Annotated in this window: 21 protein-coding genes and 1 pseudogene; 1 reads left to right on the top strand and 21 read right to left on the bottom strand. The window is 40.3% G+C overall.

Annotated elements, in window-relative coordinates; translation table 11 throughout:
• Nucleotides 1–211 precede the first annotated feature (211 nt).
• The 9 genes from R7190_RS24770 to R7190_RS24730 form a co-directional block, all read right to left on the bottom strand.
• Nucleotides 212–802, bottom strand: a complete 591-nt coding sequence (locus R7190_RS24770) for a cold shock and DUF1294 domain-containing protein (protein WP_186584880.1) — start codon at nucleotides 800–802, stop codon at nucleotides 212–214.
• A 164-nt stretch (nucleotides 803–966) separates the two neighbouring features.
• Nucleotides 967–1437, bottom strand: coding sequence for a GNAT family N-acetyltransferase (locus R7190_RS24765; protein WP_318137623.1), 471 nt, complete (start codon nucleotides 1435–1437; stop codon nucleotides 967–969).
• A gap of 666 nt (nucleotides 1438–2103) precedes the next feature.
• Complete coding sequence (locus R7190_RS24760; protein ID WP_017634385.1) at nucleotides 2104–2427, bottom strand: hypothetical protein; 324 nt, start codon at nucleotides 2425–2427, stop codon at nucleotides 2104–2106.
• A 160-nt stretch (nucleotides 2428–2587) separates the two neighbouring features.
• The gene (locus tag R7190_RS24755) at nucleotides 2588–3064 is read right to left on the bottom strand and encodes a GNAT family N-acetyltransferase (protein ID WP_024699537.1); all 477 of its coding nucleotides are present in this window, start codon (nucleotides 3062–3064) and stop codon (nucleotides 2588–2590) included.
• Between the two features lie 145 nt (nucleotides 3065–3209).
• The gene (locus tag R7190_RS24750; RefSeq protein WP_158159697.1) at nucleotides 3210–3785 is read right to left on the bottom strand and encodes a hypothetical protein; all 576 of its coding nucleotides are present in this window, start codon (nucleotides 3783–3785) and stop codon (nucleotides 3210–3212) included.
• Nucleotides 3786–3922: 137 nt separating this feature from the next.
• The gene (locus R7190_RS24745) at nucleotides 3923–4348 is read right to left on the bottom strand and encodes a hypothetical protein (RefSeq protein WP_017634386.1); all 426 of its coding nucleotides are present in this window, start codon (nucleotides 4346–4348) and stop codon (nucleotides 3923–3925) included.
• A 214-nt stretch (nucleotides 4349–4562) separates the two neighbouring features.
• On the bottom strand, nucleotides 4563–5270 hold the full coding sequence (locus R7190_RS24740) for a hypothetical protein (RefSeq protein WP_193837313.1): 708 nt from the start codon (nucleotides 5268–5270) through the stop codon (nucleotides 4563–4565).
• Nucleotides 5271–5406: 136 nt separating this feature from the next.
• The gene (locus R7190_RS24735) at nucleotides 5407–5721 is read right to left on the bottom strand and encodes a hypothetical protein (protein ID WP_054702825.1); all 315 of its coding nucleotides are present in this window, start codon (nucleotides 5719–5721) and stop codon (nucleotides 5407–5409) included.
• Between the two features lie 147 nt (nucleotides 5722–5868).
• On the bottom strand, nucleotides 5869–6459 hold the full coding sequence (locus R7190_RS24730; RefSeq protein ID WP_023623903.1) for a hypothetical protein: 591 nt from the start codon (nucleotides 6457–6459) through the stop codon (nucleotides 5869–5871).
• A gap of 310 nt (nucleotides 6460–6769) precedes the next feature.
• On the opposite strand from R7190_RS24730, the pseudogene R7190_RS24725 reads away from it, so the two are divergent.
• Nucleotides 6770–7073 (top strand): annotated as a pseudogene (locus tag R7190_RS24725) (hypothetical protein).
• Between the two features lie 675 nt (nucleotides 7074–7748).
• Here the strand turns inward: R7190_RS24725 and R7190_RS24720 are convergent.
• The 12 genes from R7190_RS24720 to R7190_RS24655 all read right to left on the bottom strand — a co-directional run bounded on the left by R7190_RS24720 (nucleotide 7749) and on the right by R7190_RS24655 (nucleotide 15877).
• The gene (locus R7190_RS24720; RefSeq protein ID WP_213869247.1) at nucleotides 7749–8243 is read right to left on the bottom strand and encodes a GNAT family N-acetyltransferase; all 495 of its coding nucleotides are present in this window, start codon (nucleotides 8241–8243) and stop codon (nucleotides 7749–7751) included.
• Nucleotides 8244–8398: 155 nt separating this feature from the next.
• Nucleotides 8399–8800: a DUF2007 domain-containing protein gene (locus tag R7190_RS24715; RefSeq protein ID WP_213965708.1), complete on the bottom strand. Its 402-nt coding sequence runs from the start codon at nucleotides 8798–8800 to the stop codon at nucleotides 8399–8401.
• A gap of 706 nt (nucleotides 8801–9506) precedes the next feature.
• Entirely contained in the window at nucleotides 9507–10034 is a 528-nt protein-coding gene (locus R7190_RS24710) for a DUF2846 domain-containing protein (protein WP_224721386.1), read from the bottom strand.
• Between the two features lie 157 nt (nucleotides 10035–10191).
• On the bottom strand, nucleotides 10192–10857 hold the full coding sequence (locus R7190_RS24705) for an AbiV family abortive infection protein (protein WP_318137622.1): 666 nt from the start codon (nucleotides 10855–10857) through the stop codon (nucleotides 10192–10194).
• A gap of 147 nt (nucleotides 10858–11004) precedes the next feature.
• Nucleotides 11005–11454: a GNAT family N-acetyltransferase gene (locus tag R7190_RS24695; RefSeq protein WP_238842959.1), complete on the bottom strand. Its 450-nt coding sequence runs from the start codon at nucleotides 11452–11454 to the stop codon at nucleotides 11005–11007.
• A gap of 151 nt (nucleotides 11455–11605) precedes the next feature.
• The gene (locus R7190_RS24690) at nucleotides 11606–12076 is read right to left on the bottom strand and encodes a GNAT family N-acetyltransferase (RefSeq protein ID WP_054702902.1); all 471 of its coding nucleotides are present in this window, start codon (nucleotides 12074–12076) and stop codon (nucleotides 11606–11608) included.
• A 164-nt stretch (nucleotides 12077–12240) separates the two neighbouring features.
• A complete protein-coding gene (locus R7190_RS24685) occupies nucleotides 12241–12708 on the bottom strand; it encodes an NUDIX domain-containing protein (protein ID WP_046874547.1) in 468 nt (155 codons plus the stop codon).
• A 141-nt stretch (nucleotides 12709–12849) separates the two neighbouring features.
• Entirely contained in the window at nucleotides 12850–13185 is a 336-nt protein-coding gene (locus R7190_RS24680; protein ID WP_213986554.1) for an energy transducer TonB, read from the bottom strand.
• Between the two features lie 117 nt (nucleotides 13186–13302).
• On the bottom strand, nucleotides 13303–13800 hold the full coding sequence (locus R7190_RS24675; RefSeq protein ID WP_213986555.1) for a hypothetical protein: 498 nt from the start codon (nucleotides 13798–13800) through the stop codon (nucleotides 13303–13305).
• Between the two features lie 201 nt (nucleotides 13801–14001).
• Nucleotides 14002–14403, bottom strand: a complete 402-nt coding sequence (locus R7190_RS24670) for an HIT family protein (protein WP_017636213.1) — start codon at nucleotides 14401–14403, stop codon at nucleotides 14002–14004.
• 148 nt (nucleotides 14404–14551) lie between these two features.
• Nucleotides 14552–15301, bottom strand: coding sequence for a hypothetical protein (locus R7190_RS24660; protein ID WP_061058649.1), 750 nt, complete (start codon nucleotides 15299–15301; stop codon nucleotides 14552–14554).
• 141 nt (nucleotides 15302–15442) lie between these two features.
• Complete coding sequence (locus R7190_RS24655) at nucleotides 15443–15877, bottom strand: GNAT family N-acetyltransferase (protein WP_213986556.1); 435 nt, start codon at nucleotides 15875–15877, stop codon at nucleotides 15443–15445.
• Nucleotides 15878–15975 lie beyond the last annotated feature (98 nt).

Raw genomic sequence — 15975 nt, 5'->3', positions numbered from 1 at the left:
ATATGTAGTCTTTAAAAATTCCTAAGATATCCAATTGTTAACTCTTAACTATGTAAATGATGATTTCGTATAACGCCCTGTTAAGGTGTGAGCAACGCAATGCCGAAGTCACCGCATACCACCTTAAACACTAAACGCAACGCATAGTAAAAATGCCACGCGTTGCGAATCACTCTTGAACAGTTTGTTAGCCCACATCTCACAGCTAGTGCTAGAACCAATTGCTAATAAAGTTCTGAACGAACACCGAACCTGATGGAGTGAGTGTCCAAACAAATGCTCCAATATTTACGAATATCGTCAGCCACAAAATCGATTTAAATGGCTGTTTTTTCGACTTATGACGAAGTTGATTTTGAGCACATAATGCCCCCATCCAACCACCGAGTAACGATAAAAGATGAAGCGTATTTTCTGGTGTCCGCCATTTGCCGTTTTGAGCGGCATTTTTATCTATTGCGTACATTACGTAGGTTACAATGGACATCAGGATATAAGCTGCAATGAACAGCTTCTCACCACCTAATATGAACACAGCTGTACTCGCTAAAACTAAGTAAACGATGCTAAACATGATTGTTGAAGGTACCGAGCCGGAACCTAGAATTGTTACATTAGTGGCGTTGTAACGCCCTTTTTTGTCTTCGTTAACTTCAAATTTAACTTCATCATCGACCTTAGGACGTCGACCTTTACTCTGAACCGTTGATATATGGAAAAAAACTCTTAATTCACCATTTAATGCCGAAATGAATCCATAACCTTTTGAGTCATTCCACTCTACAACTTTACCTTTGATCATCGAACTCTACTTTTTATTTCTCTCTTGTGGGCTAACGCCTTGTTAAGGTGTGAGGCACGCAATACCGAAGCCTCCGCATAGCACCTTAACCACTAAAACTAACGCATAGTAAAAATGCCACGCGTGCCGAATCACTCTTGAACAATTTGTTATGTAGCCGACTTTCAGGCTAGCGCTATCTGTCCAAGTTGGATTTTGGGCGTAATACCAACTTTGCGATACAAAGCTAGAGCTGATTCATTGAAAGAGTATACTTCTAACCACAGTTCTTCCCCGCCGTTAGAAATAGCCCTTTCCTCAAATGCCTCTATTAGCGCCAGTCCAACGCCTTGGTCTCTAAAACATGAATCCACTACTATTTGTTCAATGCTTGCGATTTTTCGCTGTTTGAGTGTCCAAGACTTACGGCCCCATAGCTCACCAAAAACCAAACCTACTAACTGCCCATTGATTTCGGCTACTAGAAAAATTGAGCTTTCACTTTCGATTATCTTGTGTAGGTCTATTTTTTGTTCAATTTCTTCCGGTGATAAAAAGTCGTCAGGTAAATTTGCTTGATGATACTCATTAAGCTGAAACTGTAGTTTCTTGATAACACTGATATCTTCAATGCAAGCTCGGCGAATATTTAACATATATAAATCCTTTTAACTTACCGCCCTCTCGCGGCTACATAACGCCGCATTAAGGGGTGAACAAAGCAAACCACCCAAACTAAACCATTGTGCCGTAAACACTTAAGCCAATTCAAACCAAAACTGCCAAGCGTTGTGAATCCCTCTTGAATGCTTTGTTAGTTGCCTGACCTAACGCTTTGATTTGAAGTGGATTGCCGCTTTGCCAACACGAGCTTTACGTATATAAAGAAACTCAAATCAGGCGCAGTTTCAAAGCGCCTGTCACTGAAACCACTTGGAACATACAACGCCTTAGAAAACGGGCTAACAACACCAAAACGCGCCTTTGGGACAGACAATGTTACACAGCTAACTTTCAACATATAAATCAGTTTCTGAAACAGAAAAACCAAACCGTACAAGAAACCAAAGCACGATTTTCACAAACCCAATTAGCTAGAAATTGAAATACGAAAACCTAGCCAAAAACACACGGACATTAACCCTAAACATTCTGCTTTAGGTACGTTTTTCCTCGTTGGCAACTAACGCCGCGTTAAGGGGCAGCAACGCGCTACCACCAAACTTAAATTTACCACCATATACACAATTGCCAAGATTTGAGCCAAAGTCGCCACGCGTTGACTGTCCCTCTTGAACGCCTTGTTATGAGCGTGGTCACCACTACCAAACGAACAATTTAAAGCAACTAAGAATTACAAAGGCGGTTAGCAGCCCCAGCCAACCTAGAGTCTTAGTGACAACTTCTGGTGAACTTGTGTTGAAATGAGGGAAAAGAATGACCCCAAAAGATAACATTGGTAAGAAACCATAGAGCTGCCCCATATATTTCGACGTTACTTCTGGAAATGGACCAATCAATTGATAAATAGCCAGATATGCCCCATAAACGCCAATAGCAATGCAAGCCTCCTTTCGAGACGTTTCACTACCATCTGAGTAAAAATAGAACCCTACAAGGACAACAAATACAATTACATCAATCAATGTAGATATCCCTTCCTTTCTTTGAAGCTCATAACGCCTTGTTAAGGTGTGAGGCACGCAATACCGAATCTGCCGCATACCACCTTAATCACTAAAACCAACGCATAGTAAAAATGCCACGCGTGCCGAATCACTCTTGAACAATTTGTTATACGATTTCTCACAACGAGCGTTGAAACAGACCTTTTTGGGCTTTGAAACCTAATTTTTCAAACAGAGCTTTAGACCGAAAGTTACCTTCATCAATGTCTGCATACAATTTTTCAATGCCCACAGATTTTGCGTGAGAAAATAATAAACTGAGAGCTTCCAACATATAGCCTTGTCGCCAATATGCTGAATTAAGTAAGCATCCAACCTCACATGAACGACCACAATCACTAAAACTATGTAAACCGCAAGTTCCAATAACTTTGTTGGTCGATTGCTCTAAAACTGCCCATTCCAGCGATTCACCCGACTTTTCTAATTGGACGACGCTTTCTAGCATCTGAAATATCAAATCTTTCGATGGAAAAACCGGATCTGAGGCAAATTCCATTGTTTGAACATCACCATAAATCTCAAACAAGTCTTCAGAATCTTCCATTTGAATTGACCTCAATACAACCCTACTTCCGTGTAAATCAGGCTTCATTTTTCTCCTTAATCGTATAACGCCCAATTAAGGGGTGAGCAACGCTACCACCCAACTTAAGGCATTGTATCGTAAACACTAAAACTGAAGTAGAAGCAAAAGTGCCAGGCGTTGGGAATCCCTCTTAAATTGTTTGTTAGGCAAACTATTTCACCAATAGAGCATACTTTACTTTTAAGTACTCTTTTTCAACAACATCACGACTGCCTTGCACCTCGTCGATTAGCTCTTTAATTTGACCGTGCGCTAATATTTTCCGATAGCTTTCGTCACAAATACCCAACCGTAAGTAATCGAGATAGCTACTTAACTTTGAACGTCTATGATTAATGCGTAGTGCAATGGGATGGCATTGTTTGTTTATAAACTGACTTTCCGTCTCATCGCCATTGAAATAATCATCAACTGCTTCTATGAGTGGGGAAAAATCATACCTAGTCATTTCAGAAAGTAATTGTGACTGCTCCAAACATGAGCGTCGAATATGATACGTTTCTCTCGAATCATCCATCACTGTATGAGTGAGAGCTAAAAGTTCCTCTAGTTCAAAATCTATCTCACCCTCACAAAACTTTTGATATCTAACTAGCGAATCAAGATAGTTCTCATGAGCAAGGTTGAATGAACAGTACATTGGTTCAACGAAATTGATAAATAGTTTTTCTCTATTTTTTTCTCTCTCTTTCAGCAACTGAATAAGGTTATCTACTAAACCTATCATGCGATACCTCCTGTTTGCCTAACGCCGCGTTAAGTAGTGAGCGACGCCTACACCTAACCTAAACTATTACACCTTAAACACAAAACTCAATTTGAACTGAGAATGCCACGCGTTGCGAATCTGCCTTAAACGCCTTGTTATGTTCGTACTTTTTTCACCTCTGCTCTCAATAGAACAATGTGAGCAATCGAGATTGTAGCGATAATAAGTGGAATAAATACCGAAACGAGTGACAGCAAAATGTATATTTGAGACATCATTAGCTTTTCCCCCACACCGCCACTATGCGTCCAACCTGCTAAGTGACCATCTGCAAAAAGCCCAAAAGAACCATAATAGTAAATTGGATACATTAACGCTGACTCTTTCCAATAACCTTTCTGCAAGTACCGAATTGAAACTCCAGAAATCAGGAATGCTAATAGACCACCAAAAACTATAAAAATAAAGTCTGAAGGATATTTGAACGCCGTCCCCAAAAAACTCCCTTTTGAAACTAAACCCGCGATAATCATTCCTAGTATGAACGTGATCATAGCATTTGTTAATCTTAACTCTTTCATATTGTCCTCCGCTCGAACAGTATGAAAGAGTCTCAAAAGGAAAATGTATGAAAAGGACTCAATCTCGACTCATACCCCTTTTTTAACGACGAGAACATAACGCCTTGTTAAGGGGTGAGCAACGCAATACTGATGCCACTGCATACCACCTTAACCACAAAACCTAACGCATAGTAAAAATGCCACGCGTTGCGAATCCCTCTTGAACAATTTGTTAGCTAAAAATTGCCGTCACAGCTAAATGAATACCTGTGTATGATTTGTAAACAGCTAAACAAGCCATCAAAGATGGAAAGATTAAATCAAAGCCATATAGGCTTACTAAGCGAATAAAAAACCTAGTGTTGAGAATACTTGTTTTATTGACTCGTTTGAGCCATTGATTGATAAATGGCTCAGCATCTTTGCGGAAGCTATCGATACCATCTTTAGTTCCTTGTATTAGCTGTGTTGCCCTACCGATAGCTTCACTATTGTATATTTGGTCTTGCATTCTACTGTCTGGAGATAGATTACTTAAGTCGCGTACAGAATAGTCAATATGCTCAATCGTAACTGAAAAGTGCCGTTCGATAGCTTCGACAAGCTCTTGATGCCCAGATATTAATGTTTTTTCTCGATCAAACTTCCATGCGAGTATGTCTATGGTGGCGTAAAGAATAAAAACAACAAAGTAGTAGATAACAATAATTGCACCAATCCCCTTAACTAACTCACTTTCTATTGCTTCAGTTTCCGCTTTGAGACCAAGAAACCCTGTGACTTTTAGATTTAAAATTGAGATTAGTAAACACATCACAGATGCAATCATTAAATTTCTGCGTGATTTTCTGGTCGTTTCAGTAAGAGGATCTGAAAACAATACTTTTTCGATCTCATTCTCTTCTAGCTTTTTATATAGCTTAGGACGATCAATTGACAATATATCTACCCCTTTTAGCTAACGCCTTGTTAAGGTGTGAGGCACGCAATACCGAAGCCTCCGCATACCACCTTAACCATTAAAACCAACGCATAGTAAAAATGCCACGCGTGCCGAATCACTCTTGAACAATTTGTTATAAGGCGGGCTCAAGGATAATATCCTGACCATCAACTTCAATTAGCCCGAAGTCACCTTCTAACGAAAGGGAGCCTTGTAAATAAGAGACTCCTTCAACTTCACCTAATGTTGGAATGTCACTTAAAGTCGTCTTTCTAGCAGATAGCTGCATTCCCTTAAAACGAACAGTTATCGCTTTACCTTGCTTATTACTGACAAAGAGTTTGACCTTCTGATCAGACTCTAAAAGGAATAGTATTTCAATATAGGTATCATCAAAACTTTGATTAAGCGAGAGTAACTCTGAATCAGTTAGACAATTTAGTTCCATATTTCTCCAAGCCTTATAACGCCGCATTAAGGTGTGAGCAACGCTACCACGAAACTTAACCATACCACTGTAAACGCGAAACCCAACGATGGAATGAAAAATGCCAAGCGTTGGGAATCACTCTTAAATGCTTTGTTAAGGCTCTGATTATAACTGTATCCACGCCCGTTCTATAGATGCGATCTCGGACTCTACAGAAATTGCAAAGGTGTCTGGGTTACCTGTAAAGCGATACATTTTCTTTGTTTGTACGTCTAAAACAGCATAGTTGTAACTGTTATCATCAAATGCGGATAACATAGTAAAGCAAATATAGTTTGCTCGATCCTGAGTCATCCTGTCATTTACACTGAAATACAATTTGATCACGTAATCCACACCATCAATATTTAGATTTAACTCGGGATTACATACAATTTCGGTTTTACTTGATAAATAGCTTTCTCTTACAGGCTCGTACCAACTGATGTTTTTTCCTTTAGCCCATGTAACGAAGCTTTTTGCTAACGAGGAATAATTACCTTTCTTATCATTTGGCATTTTTTCAGCTAATTGCTTAAGCTCAATTAGCTGACCTTTATGCTTCAAGATACTAACAATTTTCTCACGAAACTTTTTATAGTAGTCAGCACTAGGATGGTATGGCTTTTGATTCTTTTGCTTTTTTATTAAGTTTAACTTTTTTGTTCCGCTTTCAGTAGCAATCGCGGAAAACTCTTTTACAAATATCTTAGGCATCGCTTTCTTCCTTTTGGAACCGAAAGCACATTTTACCAGATATGATACCGATTGCTTTGCTACCGATCTCAATACTGAGCCTTAACGCCCTGCTAAGGGGTGAGCAACGCAATACCTAAGCCGCTGCATACCACCTTAATCACTAAATTCAACGCATAGTAAAAATGCCACGCGTTGCGAATCCCTCTTGAGCAGTTTGTTAGTCGCGAGGCACCGAGCGACAATTTTAAGCCGAACTAAACTTTGCGAACAACAAACTTTATGTGCTTTGATGCATTCAAGTCAGGCGTAGTCTCATAGCGGCTACTCAATGAAACCACTTGGAATTAACAACGCCGCAGAAAACGGACTGACAACACCAAAAAGAGCCTTTGGAAAGCCAATCTCACAGTGCGGACTTTCAACAAAGTCACTGAAACCACGTGGAACTTACAACACCAGAGAAAACGTCATTTCAGCGAGTAAATCGGCTTTTGTACCCAACAAACTCACCGAGCAGAGTTGCAACCAAAAACAGACTCTCGATTGCCCTGTTCTGTCAGCACCAAAGAACAAAACAACCGCTTGGACACTTGCCAAGCTTTGGGCTTAAAACAGCAGAAACTGAGTTTTGACCATCGACGATGAATCTGTATACCAAACAAACAGCTGCCAAATTTTGAGCTAAAAAACATGATTTTGATTGCTAGCTTTTTCTAGCGACTAACGCTCTGTTAAGGGGTGAGCAACGCAATACCGAAGCCACCGCACTGCACCTTAATCACTAAAATCAACGCATAGTAAAAATGCCACACGTTGCGAATCCCTCTTGAACAGTTTGTTAACTGAGCGCCTTTCAGTTTTCGCCGATCTTACAGCCACTTTAGCCAAGGCTGGTTTTCCTAATTAATGATTAGTAAAGCTAACTCAAATATGTATTTAACTAAAAGATTACCGTTTACCTTTAGTTTGAAATACGTCTCACAACACCATACTTCGGTGATGTAAGTGCGCCGAACTAATCGCGAATGCCTTATATTATTAGAAGGCTTTGTGCCGCCTTTCTCATGAGTAAACTTAAGTACCAAATTGAAATTAGTCGCATTAGCTTAATTAATGAAACCGACCAAACACGCTAAACCTCTGAACCTCGTAACGGTATCAATGTGCTTTCATATTTTCTGCGCCAGTTAACGCCGCATTAAGGTGTGAGTAACGCTACCACGAAACCCAACCATACCACCGTAAACACTGAATTCAACGATGGAATGAGAAATGCCAAGCGTTAGGAATCACTCTTAAATGCTTTGTTATGTGCGTGCTAAACGGTAGCGCCTTACAGTGCCCTCGTTTTCACTTGTGTAGTTGCCAAGATACTCACCGCCACAGTTTTCGATAACCTTTTGGGACGCTGGATTGTCAATTGAACAAGTAACAATAACTGAGTCAATGACAACATGGTCTCGCACCCAAGCGAGGAGAAATGAAGCTACACCTTTACCACGAGCTGACGGTTTAGTTTCGTAGCCAACATGCCCAATGACATTTTCTACGTTGGCGTTAGTACCTTTACGAACTCGAATAGCGCCTAAGATTTCAGAGTCAGATATGCAATAATAAGTTGTGCTGGGTAAATACCCGATTGGTAACTCAGAAGTTGCCTTAGAGCGTTCAACTAAACCTAACAAATAAGCTTCAGGATCTTGCTCAACGCTGAAATATTTAAGGATACCCGACTCCAAACATTCTTTCGCGTAAGTCACTAATATCGGAGCTAAATCTGGACTCGCCTCTACTACTTCCATGTCAACTTTCCTCAAAAGCACATAACGCCGCGTTAAGGGGTGAACAACGCAAACCACCCAACCTAAGTAATTGTGCCTTAAACACAAAAGCCAAACATTGAACCAAAACCGCCAAGCGTTGAGAATCCCTCTTGAACGCTTTGTTATACCACTACTCAAAGCTTTTCACTGAACTCCCCACACTGCTTACACTTGTAACCATGCTTGTAAAAGAACAGTGGAAAACCCAGTAAAATAAATACTAAGAAAGCTGGACGCTTACCTTTTGTAAATGCATATAGCTCTGTGCTACTACAGTTAGGGCAAACATCTTTTGCTTCATCAACGGCAACTTCTTTTTCCAGTAATTCTGAGAAGTCACTACTGAGTATTTGTTTCGCTTCCTCTGCATCACTCTCGGTCACCATCAGACGAACACCGCCCATGGCGTTTGAATAAAGCCACTGGGTATTCACCGTGTGCTCGTCAGCAATGTGACTTTCTATTCCCGCACTATCGAGGCTCGCTTTCGCAATATGAGCTTCATGAGGAAAAGAAAACCTTGCTACTACAATCACATATTACTCCTTGTGGTATAACGCTTTGCTAAGGTGTGAGTAACGCAATACAAAAGCTACCGCACAGCGCCTTAATCACATAAGCCACCGCAAAGTAAAAATGCCACGCGTTACGAATCACTCTTAAGCAATTTGTTAGTACATACGCTACTTCTATTTGTGCGCTCCAAGATATTGAAAAGTAGCATGATATGAAAGGCTTAGAACACTGAAGTGAGACGGGCAGCTACAAAACTTTACCGCCATTGAGAAACGTGAGTTGGCTAGAAGAAAAACGCACTGAACTACCCTACATTCACTAGCTTCAAATTAGAAAAGGATTCTTTCCTCGTCACTCAACAGCCACACCAAAAGTAATCAAGGTTCTCTCAAAAGCCACCACGAAAATGAAGAAGCGCCAAAGAAATAGACTAAGAGTTAGAAACCGTAAACGGTGAAATCAAAGCAAACACTCCGCATGTAGTGCCACCGGAAAGAACGTGAGAAGCACTAACTGAAAGGTGTAAAGACGAGCGCCAAAACAGATAAACACCAAAACTTATGACCTTTGATGTCAAACCCGTACTAACGCCCTGCTAAGGGGTGAGCAACGCAATATTGAAGCCACTGCATACCTCCTTAAACACTAAAATCAACGCATGGTTAAAATGCCACGCGTTGCGAATCCCTCTTGAGCAGATTGTTAGCAATCACGTTGACGCTGTAGTTATTTACCTTCCAAGTCATTAGACACATAGCTTAGTTTTTTCATAAGCATTCGAGCATCTTCTTGCGATATTTCAGCGAGTTTGAAAACTTGTTGTTCACGACTTGGAGCAGTAATAACCGTTGCATTACCATCAATGAAAACCATATCTGTCGTTAGTTTGTTGGAAGCATGCGCTAGCTCCCACCCTTGGTATAGATAGACAGTTTGACCTTGCTTGAGAGTGAACTGTTTGTCCCAGAAGAGCCTTGAAGGGATTAAAGGATCGTAAAATTCTAGATTTTTTTCACCAGGCTCTGCGTAAAACCAAGTATAAGATCCGTTCAGCAACTTCCCTGTTGGCTCTCCATTTACTCGATAAGTTTGGACATTCTCCAACAGCCCTTTGTTGTTACCTTGCAAAATATAAACTACTGACTTTCCGTTATTAAAATTAGGCTCAACTTTATTTGATTCCACTCTATCAGGTGCCGACGCACATCCCCAGAGAGAAACTAACAACACTGCCATTCCTATTACATTCTTCATAATACTCCTTTTTGTTATTAGTGAATGCTAACGCCGCGTTAAGTAGTGAGCAACGCTACCACCTAACCTAAACCATTGCACCGTAAACACAAAACTCAAATTGAACAAAAAATGCCACGCGTTGCGAATCTGCCTTAAACGCTTTGTTATAACTCATTTAGCCGACAAACTCTTCGAAAGGAATATCAGATTCTTTCGCTAAACCTTCATCGATCATCTCGTTGAACCATGCCTTTAAGGCTATTTTCATTTCTGGCATTGAAGATTTCCACACAGGTTTAATGTGTTTAACCCAAAGCTCAATCTCTTTTTGTGTATATGTTTGATGCTTACACAGAATACGAGCAATTCTCAGAATATCATCAGCAGCTTCTTTGTCGATTACTTGACTAGGCACTGACCAATGTTTTTGACCTAAGCAATCTGTGTAAAATCCGATTTGCTTTAGATCGTCTAATAGCGCTGGAAAATCGTTTTTCTCGGAGTAAATACCACCGAAGTCACGCAGTTTTGTACAGCCATTTGCAACCAAATAAGGAAATACATACATCACATTCTTTTTTGTGTGAGTGCGATAAGCTTTCCAAGCGTCTTTGACGTCATTGCCATCTCTTGCTACGGCTAACTCACGTAAGATTGAGATTTTACCCGCCTCTTCAATTGCTAATACAGCTATCGAATAAGCAGTCGGATAGCTTTCAAGTTCAAACAGTTTTTCAGCGTCTCTCAATAGTCGATTAGCGTTTTGTTGAGCAAAGTTCATCCCATCAGCAATTTCGCTTGCACTGAGTGTATTTTTCCACTGTTTCAAATTTTTACTCACGATCACTCCTATGAGTTATAACGCCCTGTTAAGGGGTGAGCAACGCAATACCAAAGCCGCCGCAAACCACCTTAAACACTAAAACCAACGCATAGTAAAAATGCCACGCGTTGCGAATCCCTCTTGAACAGTTTGTTATGAGCGTATTCAGGTGACAGTCTTACTATATTGATATGACTGACTAGAACCATAATCGATCAACTTTGCTTTTCGGAAACCATTTTTCTCGTAAAATCGCTGTGCGGCAGTGCTGAATGTTGGTGTTTCCAGCTCTATAACGGTTCCAGGGCGAGCTATATCTAAAAGAAAATCGAGGGCAAATGTACCAACCCCCATATCTTGATGAGTTGGTGCAACAAAAAGCCTTAATAGCTTGAGGCTGTCCTGCTCCACTGAAAAGTAAAACCCACCAACAACACTGTTTTTATGCTTAATCACATAATATGAGTAGCGCTTCATTGCCTTGAGTTGATACTCATAGTCATCATAGCCAGGTGGAGCTGAGCCGCAGAGCTTTTGATCTGTGGAGAATGCTGAGACCTGAATATCTAGAAGAGCTTCAATGTCACTTTTACTCGCTTTTTCAATCGAATTCATTGATAAACCTCTTAGCTCATAACTCCTTGTTAAGGTGTGAGGCACGCAATACCGAAGCCTACGCATAGCACCTTAACCACTAAAACTAACGCATAGTAAAAATGCCACGCGTGCCGAATCACTCTTGAACAATTTGTTATGTAGCCGACTTTCAGCTTAGTGCTTTCTGCCCAATTAGGATTTTGGGGGCAATACCAGCTTTGCGATACAAACCTAAAGCAGATTCATTGAAGGAATATACTTCTAAAAACAGCTCTTCTCCGCCGTTAGAAATAGCCCTTTCCTCAAATGCCTCTATTAGCGCCAATCCAACGCCTTGGCTTCTAAAGCATGAATCCACTACTATTTGTTCAATGCTCGCGATTTTTCGCTGTTTGAGCGTCCAAGACTTACGAACCCATAGCTCACCAAAAACAAAACCTACTAACAGCCCTTTGCTTTCGGCTACCAGAAAAATCGAGCTTTCACTTTCGATTATCTTGTGCAGGTCTATTTTTTGTTCAATTTCTTCCGGTGATAAGAAGTCATCAGGTAAATTTGCTTGATGATACTCATTAAGCTGAAACTGTAGTTTCTTGATAACACTGATATCTTCAATGCGAGCTTGGCGAATATTTAACATATATAAATCCTTTTAACTTACCGTCCTCTCGTGGCTACATAACGCCTTGTTAAGGTGTGAGGCACGCAATACTGAGGCCTCCGCATACCACCTTAATCACTAAACCTAACGCATAGTAAAAATGCCACGCGTGCCGAATCACTCTTGAACAATTTGTTAGCTTTCTAGCCAACGAAGTACGCAGAATCATTTTCTGCAAACAAACAATCCAACGGGTAAGGCAGCTCAAGCCTTGGCATATTACCTTTTGAAAACCATTTAAGGCATACCGTTTCATCATCGAGTGCGGATTGAGAACAACTTTCTACTACACATTTGAACATGATAACTGTGTATTCAACTTGATCACCATTTGGGTATGTAAAACCAAAACCCTCACCGCCGAATACACCAAGTAGGCGATCTACTTTTACAGCCAAACCTGTTTCCTCGCGAACTTCCCTGATCAATGCTTGCACTGGCGACTCTTGAGGTTCAATCATTCCGGCAGGAAGGCTCCATGTGCCATCTGATTTTTGCTGAAGTAGTAGCTCTTTGTTTTCATTTAAAATGGCACCCGCAACGCCGGGGATAAGAAGTGGCATCGTTCCAATCTTAGAACGAACCTCTTTGATATAGTCACTTGCGCTCAATTTTCCTCCTTGAAAGCTAACGCCCTGCTAAGGGGTGAACAACGCAATACCAAAGCCGCCGCAAACCACCTTAATCACTAAATTCAACGCATAGTAAAAATGCCACGCGTTGCGAATCCCTCTTAAGCAGTTTGTTATGTGTCAAATTTTAAACTCGAACTTAGCTTTTTTAGGGCCAGTTTCCCTTTTTTCGGAAGGCGCATACTTCCGTTTTGATAATATTCGCACAGCTTCAGCATCGAATACTCCTTTAGGTACAGAATCAGTAACCATTATGTCAATCACATCACCCTGACTATTAATATTAAACGTGAGTACAACAGTACCGACTAATTTGTTTTTCCTTGAACCTTTATGATTCCTAGGCGATACACTGTCCCGAGCTTTGTGTTCTCGATAATTTGGGGAACTAGCACTTTCAATTAAACCAGCGCAGCCAGACAATAATGCCGCTATAAATAATATTAAAATCTTCATACTTAGTCTTTGACAACATAACGCCGCATTAAGGTGTGAGCGACGCTTGGCTATACTTGAGCGAAGCGAAACTGCCAAGCGTTGCGAATCACTCTTAAATGCTTTGTTAGCTTTTTATTATTTCTTTGATTTGACTATATAAATGACACTTACCAAGATATTTATAAGTAGAAAAGTAAGTAACGTCATTTGCCACCAGTTTAACTCGCAGAATACATTGTTATACATATTGAATGATTCAGCTTGATTTTTTAGGGAGTCAGAGTTTTTTTGCATCCCATCTCGAAACATTCCTAAAGTTCCTTCAGCACCACTCAAACCCTTTAAGGTAATATCAATAGCTTCAGCCTTTGCGTTTTGAGAGTCAGCAGAAATTGATAACGTTTTCTCAGTCGTAAAGTTTAAGACTAACGCTATAACTACCCCTATAACATTGACTACAATTCTCACGCATAGGCATGACTCATAGATATTTAGGTTTTCTATTAACTGATTTGAAGATAACCATGCAATACCATAGATTAGCATGTATAAAATCCCGAATTGCCAACCCACAACCCAGCCAGCGAAACAGGCTAGAAATATATTTAAGGCTATATCAAGAAAAGTTTTCAAATTTCCTTCCTATTTTCCAGTTTTCCACTACTACTTCAAAATAACTTATACGCCAAAGAAAACAGCTAACGCCTTGTTAAGGTGTGAGGCACGCAATACCGAAGCTTCTGCATACCACCTAACCACTAAAACCAACGCATAGTCAAAATGCCACGCGTGCCGAATCACTCTTGAACAATTTGTTAGCATATTTTTCAATGCTCATAGTTCTTTAAGTGATTCTCTTAGTTTATCCATAGTTTGAATTCCAAGTTCACTACTAACCCAACCGTACTGGTCGCCATGGAACCTAGGGAAAATATGCAAATGGTAGTGATCGAGCTCGTTGAAATGAGGTGCCTCTCCATTGTTTTGCATAAAGCCGATACCATCGGGATTGAACTTAGCTTCTATACGTTTATATAAATCTCTTGCAACGTCGGTGATCTCTAAAAACACAGACTCAGGCAGGTCGATGAAAGTACGATATTGAGTCTTAGGACAGATTAAAATATGTCCAAAGTTGATTGGGTCATGATCTGCAAAAGCTATAACTTGGTCAGATTCATACACGATGACCGAGTCAATTTCACGATTAACAATTTGTTCGACTATCGTAGTCATCTGAACTCCTATCAAAGTATGCTAACGCCCAGTTAAGGGGTGAAGCACGCAATACCAATGTTACCGCATGGCACTTCAACACCGAAACCACCGCATACCAAAAATGCCACGCGTGCTGAATCCCTCTTGAACTGTTTGTTATACAGCATTATTTATACGAGAATTTGTTAAAAATATCCGAATGGAAATCAATGCTGGCAAAACTAAAGTCATATACTTGATCTCTGGGTACATCTGTTGGAAATTTGACACGAAAGTAATCACCGATTGCTGATTGATAACCGTCACGGTCACCAGATGAGGTAGTAATAATATTATCCGACTGTGTAAAACTATACGTCCAGAATTGCGCAGCCAGTAGAGCACATAAGCCACATGCAGCGTCAATCAAAACATCAAATGTTGCTTTATGAAAATTACTATGTCGATCATGTTTTGTAGTGTTGTAAACTTGATACCAATCCAAGCCTGAACCGTTGCTCCAAGCGCTAAATGGTGTTCTAGTTCCTTTTTCACCGTACCAATTTGGAAGCATAACTTTATATTTTGATAGATAATGACTTTGTTCTATCTTTTTATAGTCACACATATTCAAATTTCTGCCTGATACTGAGTAACCATTTTCTTTTAATATTGCCGTACAATTTGCCTCTATTTCGACACAAAACCTCATTAGTAACTCTTGAATACGAAACGAATGTGTTTCTAAGTTTTGATCCGAAGGTTCGATATAGTCGAACAAAGATATAAGATCTTTCTGCAAAACTTGATAAGCACGAATGTATTGCGTCGGGGATTGCGCAAACAGTGGATGCTTAATGTATTCGCTTTTTCCCGAATTAGCATAAGAGCCGTCTGAAAATATTCTGCACGTTCTTTTGTAAGGTTTGTTTATCACCTAAGCCTCCTTTGCTGTATAACGCCGCGTTAAGGGGTGAACAACGCAATGCCACCTAACTTAAACTATTGTGCCATAAACACAAAAACTGAACTATGAGCTAAAACCGCCAAGCGTTGAGAATCCCTCTTGAACGCTTTGTTATGTGCGTACTATTTGGTGCCGCATTTCAATTAGCTGATGCTCACCCACAATCTCTACTTCTTTGATGAACTCAAAACCAAACCTTTCATAGTATTTTCTAAGATAACCATGAGCGTGGATTTCAATAGACTCGACACCAATACTCTGTGCATGAACCATTAATGCTTGAACAATTTTTGAAGCAACTCCAACCCCTCGATATGCCTCAGTAACCACTACCCTAGCCATAATAGAAGAACCGTCTTCTTTCACTGTTAGGCGAGCAGTAGCAATTGGTTCACCTTGTTCCGTTACTAACGCGTGAATTGACTCTTCATCTAATCCATCAAAGTCTAATTCTGTAGGGATCTGTTGTTCAAGTGTAAATACCTGATAACGGATAGATTGAGCCAGCTTGATCAACTCGGAATCGTTGCCGATAGTTACTTCCATTGCTATTTTCCTCCAAGCACATAACGCCCTGTTAAGGTGTGAGCAACGCAATGCCGAAGCTGCCGCATACCACCTTAAACACTAAACACAACGCATAG

It is taken from the genome of Vibrio sp. 1078-1 (assembly GCF_033340475.1).
This window is presented reverse-complemented; position numbering and strand designations above follow the sequence as displayed.